This is a genomic window from Novosphingobium sp. Chol11 (genome assembly GCF_900218065.1).
Classification (GTDB): Bacteria; Pseudomonadota; Alphaproteobacteria; order Sphingomonadales; family Sphingomonadaceae; genus Sphingobium; species Sphingobium agri.
Genome location: NZ_OBMU01000001.1, coordinates 1,442,164 through 1,459,234, shown reverse-complemented (window position 1 = coordinate 1,459,234; position 17,071 = coordinate 1,442,164). Strand labels below are relative to the sequence as shown.

16 protein-coding genes are annotated in these 17,071 nt (G+C 62.0%); 6 read left to right on the top strand and 10 right to left on the bottom strand.

Going from position 1 to position 17,071, the window contains the following annotated elements; all coding sequences use genetic code 11:
* Nucleotides 1-118: 118 nt before the first annotated feature.
* Genes rodA through NCHOL11_RS07210 form a run of 5 tightly spaced genes read right to left on the bottom strand, consistent with a single transcriptional unit; the run spans nucleotide 119 to nucleotide 5,764 of the window.
* The gene (gene rodA / locus NCHOL11_RS07230) at nucleotides 119-1,234 is read right to left on the bottom strand and encodes a rod shape-determining protein RodA (protein ID WP_097091695.1); all 1,116 of its coding nucleotides are present in this window, start codon (nucleotides 1,232-1,234) and stop codon (nucleotides 119-121) included.
* A complete protein-coding gene (mrdA, locus tag NCHOL11_RS07225) occupies nucleotides 1,231-3,264 on the bottom strand; it encodes a penicillin-binding protein 2 (protein ID WP_097092800.1) in 2,034 nt (677 codons plus the stop codon). Before mrdA ends, rodA begins: the two co-directional genes overlap by 4 nt.
* Nucleotides 3,261-3,788: a rod shape-determining protein MreD gene (gene mreD, locus NCHOL11_RS07220; RefSeq protein ID WP_097091694.1), complete on the bottom strand. Its 528-nt coding sequence runs from the start codon at nucleotides 3,786-3,788 to the stop codon at nucleotides 3,261-3,263. Before mreD ends, mrdA begins: the two co-directional genes overlap by 4 nt.
* A complete protein-coding gene (mreC, locus tag NCHOL11_RS07215) occupies nucleotides 3,785-4,699 on the bottom strand; it encodes a rod shape-determining protein MreC (protein ID WP_097091693.1) in 915 nt (304 codons plus the stop codon). Before mreC ends, mreD begins: the two co-directional genes overlap by 4 nt.
* A gap of 18 nt (nucleotides 4,700-4,717) precedes the next feature.
* On the bottom strand, nucleotides 4,718-5,764 hold the full coding sequence (locus NCHOL11_RS07210) for a rod shape-determining protein (protein ID WP_007685698.1): 1,047 nt from the start codon (nucleotides 5,762-5,764) through the stop codon (nucleotides 4,718-4,720).
* A 159-nt stretch (nucleotides 5,765-5,923) separates the two neighbouring features.
* Here NCHOL11_RS07210 and mutL point away from each other — a divergent pair, with 159 nt between their 5' ends.
* Nucleotides 5,924-7,702 carry a DNA mismatch repair endonuclease MutL gene (mutL, locus tag NCHOL11_RS07205; protein ID WP_097091692.1) on the top strand — a complete coding sequence of 593 codons (1,779 nt, stop codon included), beginning with the start codon at nucleotides 5,924-5,926 and terminating at the stop codon, nucleotides 7,700-7,702.
* Nucleotides 7,699-8,229 (top strand): hypothetical protein, encoded by a 531-nt coding sequence (locus tag NCHOL11_RS07200; protein ID WP_255254736.1) that lies wholly within the window; start codon nucleotides 7,699-7,701, stop codon nucleotides 8,227-8,229. The genes mutL and NCHOL11_RS07200 overlap by 4 nt, the downstream gene beginning before the upstream one ends.
* 12 nt (nucleotides 8,230-8,241) lie before the next feature.
* On the opposite strand, the gene NCHOL11_RS07195 is transcribed toward NCHOL11_RS07200, so the two are convergent.
* From NCHOL11_RS07195 to NCHOL11_RS07185, 3 genes are read right to left on the bottom strand one after another with little or no spacing between them, the layout of a single operon-like run.
* Entirely contained in the window at nucleotides 8,242-8,721 is a 480-nt protein-coding gene (locus tag NCHOL11_RS07195; RefSeq protein ID WP_369680246.1) for a MaoC family dehydratase, read from the bottom strand.
* A gap of 37 nt (nucleotides 8,722-8,758) precedes the next feature.
* Complete coding sequence (locus tag NCHOL11_RS07190; RefSeq protein WP_097091690.1) at nucleotides 8,759-9,280, bottom strand: DNA-deoxyinosine glycosylase; 522 nt, start codon at nucleotides 9,278-9,280, stop codon at nucleotides 8,759-8,761.
* The gene (locus NCHOL11_RS07185) at nucleotides 9,277-10,671 is read right to left on the bottom strand and encodes a protein adenylyltransferase SelO (RefSeq protein ID WP_097091689.1); all 1,395 of its coding nucleotides are present in this window, start codon (nucleotides 10,669-10,671) and stop codon (nucleotides 9,277-9,279) included. The genes NCHOL11_RS07190 and NCHOL11_RS07185 overlap by 4 nt, the downstream gene beginning before the upstream one ends.
* Before the next feature lie 67 nt (nucleotides 10,672-10,738).
* Between NCHOL11_RS07185 and NCHOL11_RS07180 the strand changes: the two genes are divergently transcribed.
* The 4 genes from NCHOL11_RS07180 to NCHOL11_RS07165 all read left to right on the top strand — a co-directional run bounded on the left by NCHOL11_RS07180 (nucleotide 10,739) and on the right by NCHOL11_RS07165 (nucleotide 14,449).
* On the top strand, nucleotides 10,739-11,608 hold the full coding sequence (locus NCHOL11_RS07180) for an alpha/beta fold hydrolase (protein WP_097091688.1): 870 nt from the start codon (nucleotides 10,739-10,741) through the stop codon (nucleotides 11,606-11,608).
* A complete protein-coding gene (locus tag NCHOL11_RS07175; protein WP_097091687.1) occupies nucleotides 11,601-12,740 on the top strand; it encodes a glycosyltransferase family 4 protein in 1,140 nt (379 codons plus the stop codon). The genes NCHOL11_RS07180 and NCHOL11_RS07175 overlap by 8 nt, the downstream gene beginning before the upstream one ends.
* Nucleotides 12,741-12,833: 93 nt before the next feature.
* Nucleotides 12,834-14,237 carry an NAD(P)H-dependent flavin oxidoreductase gene (locus NCHOL11_RS07170; protein ID WP_097092798.1) on the top strand — a complete coding sequence of 468 codons (1,404 nt, stop codon included), beginning with the start codon at nucleotides 12,834-12,836 and terminating at the stop codon, nucleotides 14,235-14,237.
* Nucleotides 14,237-14,449 carry a DUF2093 domain-containing protein gene (locus tag NCHOL11_RS07165; protein ID WP_097091686.1) on the top strand — a complete coding sequence of 71 codons (213 nt, stop codon included), beginning with the start codon at nucleotides 14,237-14,239 and terminating at the stop codon, nucleotides 14,447-14,449. The genes NCHOL11_RS07170 and NCHOL11_RS07165 overlap by 1 nt, the downstream gene beginning before the upstream one ends.
* Before the next feature lie 538 nt (nucleotides 14,450-14,987).
* Here NCHOL11_RS07165 and purU read toward each other — a convergent pair.
* Both purU and NCHOL11_RS07155 read right to left on the bottom strand, forming a co-directional pair.
* A complete protein-coding gene (purU, locus tag NCHOL11_RS07160; RefSeq protein ID WP_441339492.1) occupies nucleotides 14,988-15,827 on the bottom strand; it encodes a formyltetrahydrofolate deformylase in 840 nt (279 codons plus the stop codon).
* 122 nt (nucleotides 15,828-15,949) lie between these two features.
* Nucleotides 15,950-16,960 (bottom strand): SPOR domain-containing protein, encoded by a 1,011-nt coding sequence (locus tag NCHOL11_RS07155; RefSeq protein ID WP_097092797.1) that lies wholly within the window; start codon nucleotides 16,958-16,960, stop codon nucleotides 15,950-15,952.
* Nucleotides 16,961-17,071: the final 111 nt, after the last annotated feature.

Sequence of the window (17,071 nt, the reverse complement as noted above, 5' to 3'; positions counted from 1 at the left end):
CTTTCGGATTGCCCCGTTCGGAGCCTCGTCTTGGCGTGGCCGGGCGGTTAGCATTATCCTCCGGCTTTGCAAACAGTAAATCGCGGCGCTGCAGAAAATTTTGCGCCAGTGCCGGTTTTTAGCCCCAACTTCCGGGCTTACGTCCGCCGCGACGGGTCGAACGCTCGATGGCCATTATGATGCCGATACACAGCATGACGGTCAGCATGGACGAGCCACCATAGGACATGAAGGGCAGGGGGATGCCGACAACCGGGGCTAACCCCATCACCATCATGAGGTTGATCGCCACATAAAAGAAAATGGTCGTTGTCAGCCCCGCCGCCACCAGCCGCGCATATTTATCTTGTGTACGCAGCGATACGCCGACTCCCCAGCGGAACAGCAACAGGAAAGCGCCGATCAGGAATACCCCCCCAACCAGTCCCCATTCCTCAGCCATGGTGGCGAAAACGAAGTCGGTATGTCCTTCGGGAAGATAATCGAGGTGGCTCTGGGTGCCCTTGAGGAAGCCTTTGCCCCAGATGCCGCCGGAGCCGATTGCGATCTTCGATTGGCTGATATGGTATCCGGCCCCCAGCGGATCGCTTTCAGGGTCCATAAAGATGAGGACCCGTTTCTGCTGATAATCATGCAGGAAGCTGAAGGCGATGGGGATGATGGCGGCGATCGCAAGTCCCGACCCGACGAACAACCGCAGCGGCAGTCCGGCAAGGAACATCACAGTTACGCCGCCCGCAGCAATCATCGTCGCTGTGCCAAGGTCCGGCTGCACCAGCACCAGCGCCCATGGTACACCGATCAGAACGAGCGCGGGCCATATGGCCGTCCACCGTCGAATTTCTCCCACGGGCAGCAATGCGTAGAAGCGGGCCACCGCCAGCACGATGATCGGCTTCATGAATTCCGATGGCTGCAATTGCATGAAGCCGAGGTTGATCCACCTCTGACTACCGCCTGCGACGCCGCCGATCAGTTCCACAAGCACCAGCGATATGAGAACGGCCCCATAGGCAGGAAAAGCGAACCGCGCGAAAAGTTCTAGCGGCACCCGGCTGATGACGAACGCCATTCCCGTAAAGATGACGAACCTGACGGCCTGGTTGATGGCCCAGGGCGTGATGCTGCCGCTGGCGGCGCTATAAAGTACGAGCGTTCCAAAGCCCGCGATCGCGAGGAGAATGCCCAATACCCTCCAGGGAAATTCAGTAAGCGGCTGGGGAATGATGCTCACCGACCTGCTTCCCTGTTCGGATCTCGCTGAGGCGGAGGGTTATCCGCAGTCTCTGACACATTGGCCGACGCAGCTGCGTTGGCGCTATTCTCCGCCTCTGAAGCATCGGCTGGCTTGGGAACGACTTCCCCTTTTTTGATCGCCTTGGCGAGACGGTAGGCCGCCATTTGACGTTCCATCCGCTCAGCGGGAGGGCCGCCCCAGCCTTTCTCCAATTCTTCCAGCCGGGCCATCGCCTTTGCTGGATCGAACAAATATGTCAGCACATCCTTCGCCACCGGGGCGGCAGCGCGGGAGCCGCCCATGCCATGTTCAATCACGACGGATGCCGCATAACGGGGATTGCTCGTGGGCGCGAAGCAGACGAACAGGCCATGGTCGCGATATTTCCATGCGCCGCTCTGCCCGCGCTGGCTGCCCGCAATCTTGCGCACCTGCGCCGTGCCGGTCTTTCCGCCCATCTGTATCCCGGGCAGGTCCAGGCGGCTACGTCCTGCAGTGCCGTCACCATTCACCACTTCCCACATGCCTCCCCGCACAGCGTCGAAATGTTCCTTGGGAAAAGGCATGAACGGCGCCTCGGGATAGCGGCCTTTCACCAGACGGGGCTGAATGTTGCGGCCTGACGCGATCCGCCCCGCCATGACGGCGAGCTGTAATGGATTTACGACGACGTAGCCCTGGCCGATGGATGCGTTGAGCGTGTCCGATGCGGTCCATTTCTGGTCATAGCGCCGCATCTTCCAAGCGGTGTCGGGCATGGTGCCGTAACTTTGCGAACTGACAGGCAGATCGAACTTTTCACCGAACCCCATGGCATGGCCCATCCGCGCTATGACGTCGATGCCCACGCGGTTGCCCATGGTGTAGAAATAGGTGTTGCAGCTTTTGGCGAGAGCACGGTGCATATCGACCGAACCATGACGGCCAAGGCAGCGGAAGAAGCGGTTGCCCAGCCGATACCCACCGGGACAATGCACCCGCTCCTTCGGGTCGACGCCGGCGCTTTGCAACGCCATCGCAACCATCGGCTTGAAGGTCGATCCCGGCGGATAAAGGGCGTTCAGTGACTTGTTGATCAGCGGATGGCGCTCGTCGCTCGACAACATGTCCCATTCATCATGGCTGATGCCGTCGGAAAAGTTGTTTGGATCATAGGAGGGCATCGACGCCATGCAGAGGATTTCTCCTGTCAGGCAATCGAGCACGATGCAGGAACCGGATTCAGCACCGAGCCTGCGCCCTGCATAATCCTGAAGCCCTGCGTCGATGGTCAGCTTCACTGCATTTCCGGGCGCGTCCGGCCGCGTCGTCAGTTCGCGCACGATCTTGCCGCGCGCCGTCACCTCGACCCGCTTGGCCCCGGGCTTACCCGTCAGTTCAAGGTCGAACCATTTCTCCAGCCCTTCTTTGCCTACCTTGAAGCCGGGGGTGATAAGCAGGGGGTCCTTGCGCTTCTCATAGTCTTTCGCCGAGGCGGCACCGACATAGCCCAGCAAATGCCCCACCGTTGATCCGGTGGGATAGTAACGGGAAAATCCTTGGCTAGGGGCGACACCGGGGAGGTCGGGCAAGCGAACGCTGACAGCTGCGAACTGATCATAGGTCAGCTTTTCGGCAACTTGGACCGGTCGGAAACCGGGCGCCTTATCCAGTTCCGTCCTGATCCGTTCGACCTCGTCCGGAGCCAGTGCCAGAAGATGAGCCAGGCTGCGCAACGTTCCTTCGGGATCAGTGACACGCTCGGGAATCAGGTCGACGCGGAAGTCCGTGCGGTTGTTCGCCAGCGCACGCCCGTTCCTGTCCAATATCCATCCGCGACGTGGAGGAATGAGCGTCAGGTTGACGCGGTTGCTTTCCGAAAGAAGATTATATTTCTCATTTTCGGCAACGCTGATCCACGCCATCCGGCCGATCAGCATCGCGCCGATCCCGGCCTGCAATCCGCCGACCACCATTGCCCGGCGGGTGAAGGTGAAGGACAGCGATGCTTCGGTAACGGTCTTCCGCTTGAGCCTGGGCAGCTTCATGCCATCACGCGCCAGCGATCGATCCGCGCGCATTGCCGCACGACGAAGGGAAAGAGCAGGATCGTCCAGAGCATTTGCGGCGCGACCAGTTCCAGCTTGATGTCTCCTCCGCCGGTTATCCGCGCAAGGAATAGCCCACCGGCGATGCAGAAGATAATCGCGGCAGCAGCGATTAACCAGTCCTGCCGGTAGCTGCGCCATACCATTCGATGTTCCACCGCATCGATGCCGATCAGCATCACGGTCCACAGGAACATTGCCGAACCAATGGGTTGCCCGCTAATCATGTCGTCGAACAGGCCAAGGGGCACACCGATCCAGGCGCGCCAAAGCTCTGGCCGCAGCAAGCGCCAGGACAGCAGCAACAACAAGCCAAAGGGCGGCATGACAGGGGCTTGGGCGACAATCGGCAGGATCGTGACGGATGATCCCAGCATGACCGTGATGACCGGCGTCCCGGTCAGGCGAAAACGGGAAGGATGGCGGCCGAGCCGGGGCACATGCTGAAGATGCGGGTCGATCATGGAACGCTGGCGTTGGCTGCCGTCTCTGGCTGCGCGCTGTCAGGCGAAGCAGGTTCGTTGCGCGTAACTGCTTCCTCAAATGAGCGTTCGACCACCACCGCATCGACTTTCGACGGGTTGGCCAGTGGCACTCCATAGGCGATTTCGCCCGCGATCCGAACGACCACAGCCACCGGGATATTGGGCTGATAGATGCCGCCGACGCCGGATGTGACGAGAATGTCACCGGCGTTGAAAGGATTGCGGCCAGCAGCAAGTGATCGGATTTCGACAGTCCCGTCGCCTAGTCCCGTCGAGATGGCCGGAACACTGTCGGTCGCGCGGCGAACCGGCACGATGTTGCTGCTGTCGGTTAGTAGCAGGACTTCGGCGGTATTGGGGGTGACACTGTGAATGCGGCCGACAAGGCCTTCCGAAGCGCGGACCGGCATGCCAGTCCGGACGCCCTGCCAGCGACCCGCATTCAATCGCGCAAAACGGCGGGCACTGGATGAAGAGGAGGAAATGAGCCGAGCCGTCAGCAGGTCGCTATGATCCTCGTCGACCAGCTTCAACAGCCGCTTGAGGCGCTGATTTTCCTGCGCGACCGCCTTTGCTTCGATGATGCGGTTACGGTCGGCCTCCACCTGCCGACGAAGCGCGATATTCTGCGACCCTGCGCGCCAATATGCGGTCAGCACATCGTCCAGCGAACTTGCGCCACTCACCATGTTGCGCAGGCCAAGCGACGCGGGGCGCGAAAGTTCCGCGGTAGCAGCACGGATCGCAGCGAATCCGGTGGGATCGAAAATCGCCACGGCGACCAGCAGCAAGCCGACAGCCGCACCCGTTATCGCCACAACATAGCTGGCAAACAGGCTGTACTGCGCCTTGCGGTTATGGCCGGGACGTCGGCTGGATGGCCGCGCCATGTAGTGGTCCCCCTGACCTTAAGCGGTCTGCAGCACGCCTCGGAAGATCGGATCCTCCATCGCGCGGCCAGTACCGATGGCGACGCAGGTCAGCGGATCCTCGGCGATCGTGACGGGCAGTCCGGTCTCGTCGCGGAGTTCATCGTCCAGCCCCTTCAGCAGCGCGCCGCCGCCGGTCAGCACGATGCCCTGGTCGACAATGTCCGCCGCCAGCTCCGGCGCGGTATTTTCCAGGGCGATCCGGACACCTTCGACGATGGTGCTGATGGGTTCCGCCAACGCATCGGCAATCTGACCCTGATTGATCGAGATTTCCTTCGGCACGCCGTTCACCAGGTCACGGCCCTTGATATGGATGGTTTCCCCCACGCCGTCTTCGGGAGGCTGGGCCACGCCGAACTGCTTCTTGATGCGCTCGGCGGTCGCTTCACCGATGAGGAGGTTGTGGTGGCGGCGCACGAAAGAAACGATCGCTTCGTCCATCTTGTCACCGCCGACGCGAACCGAGGTGGTGTAAGCGAGCCCACGCAGCGAGAGCACCGCGACTTCAGTGGTGCCGCCCCCGATGTCCACGACCATCGAACCGATCGGCTCGGTCACGGGCATGTCGGCGCCGATCGCCGCTGCCATCGGTTCTTCGATCAGGAACACCTGAGAAGCGCCCGCATTGCTGGCCGCGTCGCGAATCGCGCGGCGTTCGACACTGGTGGAGCCCGACGGAACGCAGATCACGATCTCGGGAAAGCGCCACGGACGCGACTTGCCGCCATGCACCTTCGTGATGAAGTGCTTGATCATCTGCTCGGCGACATCGATGTCCGCGATAACGCCATCGCGCAGCGGTCGGATCGCCTCGATCGAGTCGGGCGTCTTGCCCATCATCAGCTTGGCGTCGTCGCCCACGGCCTTGACCCGTTTCACGCCGTTCAGCGTCTCCACCGCTACGACCGATGGCTCATTCAACACGATCCCGCGGCCCCGCACATAGACGACGGTATTCGCCGTGCCGAGATCGATAGCCATATCCTGGGAGGAGAGTTTGAAAAGTCGCGAAAAGATCGACATGCTTGTTCCTGTTCAGCCCGCCCGTCCCGGCGACGCGAACCGGGGCGTTCGGAGGTCCCTGCCACGTTCCGCCGTCCCTGTCATCATTCCCTGTGATGAGGCAAAATTTTCGGGGGCAACGGCTCGCGGAAAGCGCTCGCTTGGGCTAGTCACTAATCAATGTCAATACGCCGCCTGCCCGAACATCTGGTCAATCGTATCGCTGCCGGTGAAGTGGTCGAAAGACCCGCCAGCGCGCTCAAGGAAGTCATTGAAAACGCACTGGATGCTAAATCGACCCGCATTTCCATCAGGTTGAGCGGCGGCGGGCTGGACCGGATCGAAGTGAGTGACGACGGCTGCGGCATGGCCGCGCACGAAATCGCGCTGGCGCTTGAGCGGCATGCGACGTCGAAGCTGCCCGACGACGCGATCGAGAATGTGTCCACCCTGGGCTTCCGTGGTGAAGCGCTCCCATCCATCGCCAGCGTTGCGCGCTTGTCGATCGACAGCAGGCCCAAGGGGCAGGATGGCTGGAACCGCACCGTCGACAATGGCGTGCTGCTGTCCGAAGGCCCTGCTGCCTTGCCGCCGGGCACGCGGATCACCGTGGAACAGCTGTTCGCAAGGGTGCCCGCTCGCCGCAAATTCCTGCGTTCTGCCAAGGCGGAATATGCAGCCTGCCTTGATGTCGTGCGAAGGCTCGCAATGGCGCACCCTTCGGTGGCCTTCACGCTGGAACATGACGGCCGCCGGGCGATCGCCGTTCAGGGGGGAGAGGCGCGGGAGGATCGCGTCGCTGCCCTTACCGACCGGGCGCTCGCGGAAAACCATGTCATCGTCTCGCTGGAACGCGAAGGCGTGCGCCTGTCGGGCGTGGCGTCGCTGCCGACTTATAATCGCGGCGTTGGCGATCATCAGTTCCTGTTCGTCAACGGCCGCCCTGTTCGCGACCGCTTGCTGATCGGCGCGGTGCGCGGCGCTTATGCCGACATGCTGGCGCGGGACAGGCACCCGGTGGTGGCCCTGTTCCTGGACGTTCCACCGCTTGAGGTGGACGTCAACGTCCACCCGGCGAAGACGGAAGTGCGTTTTCGTGACCCTGCGATGATCCGGGGCATGATCGTGTCGGGCGTCCGTCGCGCGCTCGACGCAGGGGGCTTTCGGTCCGTGCAGCAGGCCGATCCGGCGAGCCTTTCCGCCTGGAAAACCGAGCCGGTTACGCCCACGCCGATCAGCGCGCTTCCCATCTTCGAAGCTGGCTCGCTAAACTATGCGCCGCCTGCCGCCACGTTCGCTGATCGTCGCCCCTCCTTCACCACGCCCCCGCCACAGGCGCGCGCCGAGCCTGCCGCCGCACCCGCGCCGGAAGGGACCAGCTTCCCGCTCGGCGTCGCGCGCGGACAGGTGGCGCGCACCTATATCGTCGCGGAGGCGGAGGATGGGCTGGTGATCGTCGATCAGCATGCCGCCCACGAGCGCCTTACGCTCGAACGCATGCGCCGCGCCATGGAGGGGCAGCGCGTCGCCACGCAGGCGCTGCTGCTGCCCGAAGTGGTCGAACTGGATGAGCCCGCCTGCGATCGCCTGGAAACGCGCATCGATGAGCTGCGTAACTTCGGCCTTGAACTGGAGCGGTTCGGCCCCTCCGCCATGCTTGTGCGCGCCGTGCCCGCGATGCTGGGCCAAGGGGACGTGCAGGGGCTTGTCACCGACCTAGCCGATGATCTCGCTGCTTATGACGAAGCGCTATCCCTGAAGGAGCGGCTCGATCTGGTCGCAGCGACGATGGCATGCCACGGCTCGGTCCGCGCGGGCCGGGTGCTGAGCGTGGCGGAAATGAACGCGCTCCTGCGCGAGATGGAGATCACGCCACGCAGCGGCCAGTGCAATCACGGTCGTCCGACCTGGGTAAAGCTAGGCCATGGAGACATAGAAAAGCTATTCGGAAGGAAATGACGATGCGCCTGATCGCTTGCCTCGCTGCCATGAGCCTTTCCGCGCCCGCACTTGCCGCCGACCCATGCCTTGACGCGCCGCTGCCCCCTGAACCTTGGACCAGTTGGAACCAGAGCGGAACGGAATCCGCCGCGGGCGAAGCGGCTTCGGCACCTCGTCTTATCTTGGGCAAGCCCGTCGTGGCGACGCTGCGCCCTTCGCTTCAAGTCCAATATGTGGTCAAACCTGAACATCAGGCACCTAAAAGCTATGGCGGCCTCTTCAGCCTGGCCGTCAAGACACCGGCACGGATAGGGATAGGCCTTTCCGGTCCCGCCTGGGTCGATATCGTCTTCGGGAATAGCCCTATCGCGTCCACCGCGCACAGTCCTGGCCCGGGATGTTCGGGCATCCGGAAGATCGTCTGGTTCGATCTGACGCCAGGCGTGCATCTCATTCAACTGTTGGGTGCGGCATCCAGCCAAGTCCGCATCATGGCTGCGGACGCGCGCGCCAATCAGCCGCTGCCGCCAGTCCAGAACCGATAAAGATTTTCCGCGTCAGTTCGGACGCGTGCGGAACATCGTGATCGGCATCATCGTCAGCACCGGCTCATCCCGCTGGTTCAACACAGTGACCCTGCTCTTGACTACGCCCATCTCCGGTCTGCTCCGGGACGCCTTCTTTTCCACGACCTCGGATGTGCCCCTCAGCGTATCGCCAGGCCTCACTGGCCGCAGCCATCGCAGTTCATCGATGCCCATGGCGCCCAGGCTCGCATCCTGATGCCCGGCGGCCTGCATCTTCGCGACGAACATCTTCATGAACAGCGCAGTCGTGTGCCAGCCGCTCGCCGACAGGCTCCCGAAATGCGTCCCTGCGGCCGCTTCATCCGACAGGTGGAAAGGCTGGGCATCGAATTCAGCGGCAAAGGCCATGATTTCGTCGCGGCTGACACTTACCGGACCAAAATCCAGCCTGTCGCCGATTTCCAAATCCTCGAAATAGACACTCTTGCTCACCGTCGGCACCCTCTTGATGCAAATGGTCTAAGTCCGCCTTACGCTTACGTCAATGTTAGGACGGTGCAATCCATCGACGCAACGTCCGCCACGCCTCTGCCTTCTTGTCTCTGGAAAGCATGGCATAGGCGCCGCTGCTGGATGGCAAATCGATCATCGTCAACTCCGTGGCAGTACCGATCTGACGTCGGCCATGCACTGACGCTGTCTTGCCGTTGAACGCGATCGCCCGCAGCGCAGGCAGCTGCGCGATAAAGCCCCTCAAATCCCGAAACTCCGCACCCCGGATAGCGCTGTCGAGACTACCTTCGCGGTCCGCGCTTTCGATCACGTCCCACAGGCCGACGCCTTGGGCGCGCAATTGCTTCAGCCGCATGGCATAGGGCAGTGCGCGCAGATCATCACCCAGCACATCGCTCATCAGCGACCAGAAAGCGTTCCCGCGATGAGCATAATATTCACCCTGCCTGATAGAGGCATCGCCCGGCAGGCTGCCAAGGATCAGCAGTGTCGTGCGTTTGTCCGCGCTGGGCGGAAAGGCGGCCTTGCGCTGGGCCGGGGTCTGGCCGGTTTTCAAGGCACTTCCGGCCCACGCCCCAAAGCCTCACCCATCCGCCGGATCGCCGCGACTTTCTCCTGCAACGGCGACCAATCATCCCGTTCGGCGATCGCGCTCCAGATGGACTCGACTTCGTCTATATGCATCGAACAGGGCGCGGCATCGCTCCAATAAGCATGCTCTTTCCTGCCGCTTGGTTCTATCCCGGCAACAGCTTCGCGGAACGGCGCCCAAGCCTCGCCCGAATAGTCCGTTCCCTCGCGCGGTTCGCCGCCTCGCCAATCATGAAAGAAACGATCGATCTGTGTCTCGCTCGCGGCCATTCCCTTGACCGCCGCCTCGATCATTGAGTTCACATCGCCTGAGGGGACGACGCCTAGCCGCCAGCAAAAGCGCCGCGCCATTGCCCCTCCGAACAATTCGGGAAACCGCTCCAGTTGCTCGATCAGCGGTTCGGCTTCGACCAAGGGTCTCAGCGAAACAGCCAATTGCGCCACATCCCAGTGAATCGCTTCAGCCTGCCGTCCGAAGGCATAAAGCCCGGCATGGTCGAAATAGGCGGCCGTGAAACCCGGCTCCCAATAAGGCGTAAAGCGCCATGGGCCATAGTCGAAGCTTTCGCCCGTCACATTGATATTGTCGCTGTTCAGCACGCCATGCACGAAACCCGCGACCATGTAGCTCGCCGCCAGATCAGCCGTCCGCTCGACCACGCGGCCCAGCAACTGCGCGGGCGCATTGTTTCCCGGCTCTTCATTATAGAGGTTGCGCAGCGCATAATTGGTGAGCCGCTCCAGCAGAGGCTTATCATCGAAATAGGCGGCGCGCTGGAAGGACCCGATGCGGATATGGGAATGGCTCAATCGCACCATGACCGCAGAGCGAGTGGGGGAGGGCTCGTCATGCCGCTCCAGCGCCTCGCCCGTCTCGATCAATGAAAAGGTCTTCGACGTGTTGACGCCCAGCGCCTCCAGCATCTCGGTCGCCAATATCTCGCGAACCCCGCCTTTCAGCGTCAATCTCCCATCGCCAAAGCGGCTGTAGGGCGTCTGGCCCGATCCTTTCGTCCCAAGGTCCAGCAACCGTCCGGCTTCGTCGCGCAACTGCGCGAACAGGAATCCCCGGCCATCGCCAATGTCAGGATTATAGACCCGGAACTGATGGCCATGATAACGCAATGCCAGCGGCTGCGGCAGGCTGCCTGGCAATGGTTCGAATCGGCCGAAGTGACGAAGCCACTCCTCATCGCTCAGCCGGTCCAGCCCCACGCTCGCTGCGGCCCTATCGTTCCGATATCGCAATATCGTCTGCGGGAAGTTCGCCGCTGCGACTTCATCGGCGAAGTCGGGCTGCAACGCGAAGATTTCCTTTGCCGGATTGTATCTGCTGGCTTGCGAGGATTTGTCCATGCGGCGATATGGGGGGACAAGGCGGGCAGTTACAACCGCTTCGCTGTAATTTGAGGACGCACGACCGTTGACCAGCTTCACTGACGGCTACTGGTGGTCTCCCGACGGCCTCAGGCTCCACTATCGTGACTATGCCGGCGGTGAAGATGGCCGCCCGCCGCTGCTGTGCCTTCCCGGCCTGACACGCAACGCTCGCGATTTCGAACCCTTGGCCGATCGCCTCGCGGGCGAGTGGCGCCTCATCTGTCCCGACATGCGCGGCCGTTCCGAAAGCGCGCAGGCGAAGGACCCGATGACCTATGTCCCGCTAACCTACTTGCAGGACATCAGCCGCCTTTTAGCCGATCTCGCCATTACCCGTTTCGTCGCGATCGGCACCTCGCTCGGCGGCTTGATCACCATGTTGATTGCCGCGACTCACCGCGAATGGCTGGCAGGCGCGCTGTTGAACGACGTGGGGCCAAAGCTCGAACCGGCGGGGCTCGACCGCATCCGGACCTATGTCGGGGTCGGCCAGTCGCATCAAAGCTGGGTTCAGGCCGCCCGCGCGCTGGAAGAAGCCAATCGCGACATCTACCCCCGCTACGATCTTGAACAATGGCTTGCCATGGCGAAGCGCCTCTACCGGCTCAACAGCGGCGGACGCGTCGTGTTGGACTATGACATGCGCGTCGCCGAACCCCTCCGCCTGTCCGGAGGCGAGGCGGGGGTCGATCTCTGGCCTGTCATGGCGTCTTTTAATGGCATCCCCTCTCTCATCCTACGGGGCGAAAGATCCGATCTGCTCAGCGCTGCCACTGCGCAGCGCATGCTTTCGGAAATGGGTCCCAGCGCTGAGCTTGTGACAGTTCCCGATGTCGGCCACGCTCCGCTGCTCGACGAATCGGAAGCCGCTGCCGGGATCGACCGCCTCCTCGCACGAGTCCTGCATGGCTGAGACCCGAAGCGGGCCGCCGCGCCTGCTGCATGTTCACGGCAGCTTTTCCCTGGGCGGTAAGGAAGCACGCGCTGTCCGTCTCATGAACCTGTGGGGCGATCGCGCCAGCCATACGATTGTCAGCGCCGCTCCTGACGCCATGGGCGCCCGGTTCGCGATCGCGCCGGGGGTGGAGGTCAGCTTCCCCGACGCGCCAGCGTTGACCGGCCGACCCGGCGCAAGCCGCTTTCGGGCGCTGGGACGCTTCCTGTCCGGCTTTGATCTTGTGCTCACCTATAATTGGGGAGCCATGGACGCCGTCATGGCGCATCGCGTCTGCGAGCCTTTCCTGCGCCTGCCGCCGCTCATCCATCATGAGGACGGCTTCAATATCGAGGAGGCAGAGCGGCTCAAAACGAAGCGCAACCTCTATCGCCGCCTGGCGCTCCAACGCGCCCACGCCCTAGTCGTGCCGTCCATCCGGCTGGACGAGATTGCGCGAAGAACATGGCGTCAGCCCGCGTCAAAGGTTCATCTGATCCGCAACGGGATTGATGTGGCGCGCTATGCTGGCGCCGTTCCCGACGCCATTCCCGGCCTCGTTCGTTCGCCTGGCAAGCTGCTCGTCGGGACATTGGCCGGATTGCGGCCGGTCAAGAATATTCCTCGCCTGGTACGGGCAGTCGCGCCGCATCGTGATAAGTTGCAACTGGTGATCGTGGGCGAAGGCCCTGAGCGGGCGGCGATCCTCGCAGAGGCAGCCAAGCATGGCATCGACGATATCTGCCTGCCCGGCTTCCTTCCCGACCCCTCGCGTATTCTCGGGCTGTTCGACATTTTCGCGCTGTCGTCCAATAGCGAACAGTTCCCGATTTCGCTGGTGGAGGCCATGGCCGCGCGGCTGCCTGTCGCGTCCACCGACGTAGGGGACGTGGCGCAAATGGTTGCCCCGGAAAATCAGCCATTTATCGCACAGGACGAGGCTGGACTTTCGGCGGCGCTCGGTCAACTGGCCGCCAGTGCCGATCTTCGCATCCGTCTTGGCGAGGCAAATCTGCGCCGGGCGCAGCGCGACTTCGAAGAAGCTGCGATGGTCGATGCCTATGCGGGGCTTTATGGACAGGCACTATCCAGCCCTCATATTTTGCGGTAGGGCGCGCCCGTTATTCGTCATCGGTCGCGAAAGCTGCTATAGAGCGGCGTTCAGTCGACGGATGACCCAGCAGCTGTTGCGCGGGAGATTATGTTGTTCAAGGGTTTGAAGCCCATCATCTATGGTGGTCGTGAAGTCTGGCCGCTGGTCGAAGGCGGGAAGGGCGTGGCTGTGTCCAATCACGCCAGCTCCGGCGCATGGGCTGCGGCAGGGGGGATCGGCACCGTGTCCGCCGTCAATGCCGACAGCTATGACAGCATGGGCAACATCATCCCTCAAATCTATCACGGCCGCACCCGCCGCGACCGTCATGAAGAACTGGTCGCCTACGCTATCGATGGCGCGGTTGAACAGGTAAAGCGCGCCTTCGAAATTGCCGGGGGCAAGGGCGCGATCAACATTAACGTGCTTTGGGAAATGGGCGGCGCTCAGCGGGTGCTGCACGGCGTCCTGGAAAAGACCAAGGGCATGGTCGCCGGTGTCACCTGCGGCGCGGGGATGCCGTATAAGCTGAGCGAAATCGCCGCGTCCTATGGCGTCAGCTATCTTCCCATCGTCAGCTCCGGCCGCGCCTTCCGCGCGCTGTGGAAACGTGCCTATTCCAAGGCCTCGGAATGGCTGGCGGCGGTGGTCTATGAAGATCCGTGGCTGGCGGGCGGCCATAACGGCCTTTCCAACGCGGAAGACCCGCGCCAGCCGCAGGACCCCTATCCCCGCGTTCGCGACCTGCGCGCGACGATGCGTGAAGGGGGCATTTCCGACGATGTGCCGATCGTCATGGCGGGCGGCGTATGGCACCTAAAGGATTGGAACGACTGGATCGACAATCCGGAGTTGGGCGCGATCGCCTTCCAGTTCGGCACCCGTCCGCTATTGACGCAGGAAAGCCCCATTCCCGATGAGTGGAAGCAGCGCCTCACGCAGCTGGAACCCGGCGACGTGCTGCTGCATCGCTTCTCACCGACGGGTTTCTACAGCTCGGCTGTCCGCAATCCCTTCCTGCGTCAGCTGGAAGCGCGCTCGGAACGCCAGATACCGTTCAGCACGGAACAGGCGGGCGATCACACGCACCAGTTGGATGCGGGGGTCAAGGGCAAGAATTTCTGGGTGACGCGCGGCGACCTGCTCCGCGCGCGCGAATGGGTGGGGCAGGGTTTCACGTCCGCGCTTAAGACGCCTGACAACACGCTTGTATTCGTCACCGAAGAAGAAAAGGCGGAAATCCGCAAGGATCAGACCGACTGCATGGGCTGCCTCAGCCAGTGCGCCTTTTCAAGCTGGATGGACAGTGAGACGAACTCGACTGGCCGTCTTGCCGATCCGCGGAGCTTCTGCATTCAGAAGTCGCTGCAAGAGGCGGTGCATGGTGGTGATCTGGACAAGAACCTCCTCTTCGCGGGCCATGGCGCGTACAAGTTCAAGCAGGACCCCTTCTATTCCAACGGTTTCGTGCCGACGGTGAAGCAGCTTGTAGACCGCATATTGACGGGCGACTGATGGCAGAAATCCAGGGATTGGCGGTGCTGGAATACCACACGCCCTATTTCGACATAGTGCGCCCGGGACAGTTCGTCTTTTGTGCGGTTTCGGGTGCACGGATCGATTTGGACGACCTCAAATATTGGAGCGCCGAGTTCCAGGAGGCGTATCGCGGCCCGCTTGAGGCGACACAGTCCTTCCTCCGTCATCGCGGTATGGCGCCCGCCTGAACGGCGCCCGCACTTTTTGTTCCTTTTGACGGCGCGGTGCGTTATTCTCTTCATGCAGGCGACAAAGATCGCCGCATTTGGAAGGATGTCTAGGATGTCGCGTTTGGATGTCTATGGCGATCGGGTTTGCGTCGTCACCAGTTTCCTCATCGTAGGATGGTTTATCTACGATATTTTCTTCGGTTGAAGCTTTTGCACAAAGCGCACATCGCGTCCGCTAAAGCAAAGCTATGTTCCCTTTCTCAACTATATCTGTAGACAGGTGTGGAGCTTAACGCTCCGCGGCTTTTGAAGGATGACAGCTTGCTCCGCGTCAACAACGGCTAAAGCGCACGGCCCTATGCGACCACGCAAGGTTTCGTGTTCCTCCGGACAAGGAGAAGACGATGAAACCCCGTACCCTTATTGCACGTCGTAAGCGGCAGCACGAAACAGCCAGGGATGTCTATATCCCGCACTCGTCCTGGTCCCGCCAGCCACGAGCAGCAGCCAGCGCAGCACTCGCGCCGGAAGATTTTTGGGCGCCCTCGGGATCTGATCAGCGGAAAACGACGGTCTTGCTGCCGTTCAGCAGCACCCGGCGGTCGGCGATCCATCCGACCGCCCGGGCCAGCACCTGCGCCTCTATATCGCGGCCGATGCGGATCATATCCTCTGCGGTAGCGCGATGATCGACCCGTTCCACGGCCTGCTCGATGATCGGCCCCTCATCCAGATCGGCGGTCACGAAATGTGCCGTCGCGCCGATCAATTTCACGCCTCGCTCATGGGCGCGGTGATAGGGGCGGGCGCCCTTGAAACCCGGCAGGAAGCTGTGGTGGATATTGACGCATCGCCCTTCCAGCCGCCCGACCAGATCTTCTGACAGGACCTGCATGTAGCGCGCGAGGATCAGATAGTCCGATCGCGTGCGTCCAAAGACATCCAGGATCGCCGCTTCCTGCCCGGCCTTATCCCCATTGGCAGGCAGTTCATGATAGGGGATGCCGTGCCATTCGGTGATCCGGCGCATGTCGGGATGGTTCGACACGACGCCCATGATATCGACGGCCAATGTTCCCGTCTGCCACCGGTGCAGCAGGTCGGCGAGGCAGTGCGAGCCTTTCGAAACCGCAAGGAGCATGCGCGGTTTTTCCTGCGCTCCACTGATCCGCCAGTCCATGTCGAATTCGGCGCCTGTGGCAGCGAATGCGGCCTGAAGCTCTTGCGTGTCCGACATGCGGGCATCCGTCGCTTCGAACGCCACGCGCATGAAGAAACGTCCGGCCTTCCTGTCGGCATATTGCTGGCTATCTGTGATAAAGCCGCCCCGTTCCGCAAGGAACTGGCTGACGGCTGCAACAATGCCGACGCGGTCGGCGCACACCAGCGTCAGCACCCAGGAAGGGACAACCAAATTGTTCAAAAGGGGCCTCCGCGAATGGTCGGGAACGCCGTTGCCTTATGCCGCACCCATGATCAAGCGGTTAAAGCCACAAGACCTAGCCGCGACAGCGCAGACTACATCTTCCTCGGCATGCAATCCGCCCCCGCAGCCTTTAACGCGCCGCATAGCTTTGCCGCTTCGGCATTGCTCGCCAAAGGCCCGGCCTGCAATCGCGTCATGGCGCCGCCCTTGACCAGATACAGCTGATAGGCGGAAAGACCGGCTACCTTGCCGCGCAGGCTGCTCCAAAGTGCCCGGGCGCGTCCTTCCTCGCTGAAGGCACCCAGTTGCACTCGCCAAGGCCCGCTAGCGGCCACCTTCGCTTCCTTCTCAATGGCAGGCTTACGCGGCGGAACTGCGGTGCTGAGTTTGGAAGGCTCAGCTTTCGTCTTGGCCGGTGAGGGCTTCTTGGCATCCCTGACAGGCGGCAAGGTAGCGCTTGCAAGAGAGGGCGTTTCCTCACGCAGAACCGGCGCGCTCGACAGGCGGCCATTGGCCTCCGACAGCGCCGCCACTTCCTTTTGCCCCATGTCCCGCGCCATGGCGAGCCCCTGCTGCCGCTGCTCAACGGGGATATATTTGTCCATCTGTTTAAGGCTCGACGTCGCCTGCGCCAGCCCTGCTGCGGATGCGCGGCTCATCAGCGCATAGGCGCGCGGCCAGTTCTTCGCTGTCAGGTCGCCGTTGAACAGCGCTGTGCCCACTATATATTGGGCGCGCGGTTCTCCCCGCATCGCTGATCGCTCAAGATAGGGCAGGGCGCTCGCCCGCTCTCCCTGCTGGAACATCAACAGCCCCAGATTATCCTCGGCCCGTACATGGCCCTGCGCTGCGGCTTTGCGATACCAATCGAGGGCCGCCGCCATATCAACTTTGACACCCCGGCCGAGTTTGCTTGCCTGACCCATGTTGAACTGCGCATCGGGATCGCCTGCCTGGGCGAGCGGCCGCCAGAGGCTCACTGCCTTGTCATAGTCGCCTTGCTGCCAGGCATCGACGCCAGCCTTCACATCGGCAAGGGCGGGCGGCGCCAAGCTCAGCATGGTTGCTGCGGCCAAGGTGCCCCAGATGTGCTTCATGTCCATATGCTCCTGAAACAACAGCGTCACCGCAGCCTATGATTGAACAAGGTTAATGCACGCTTAGCATTGAGGATGCCATTCTTGATAGTAGGCTCCCGCTGCCACTGATGTCGA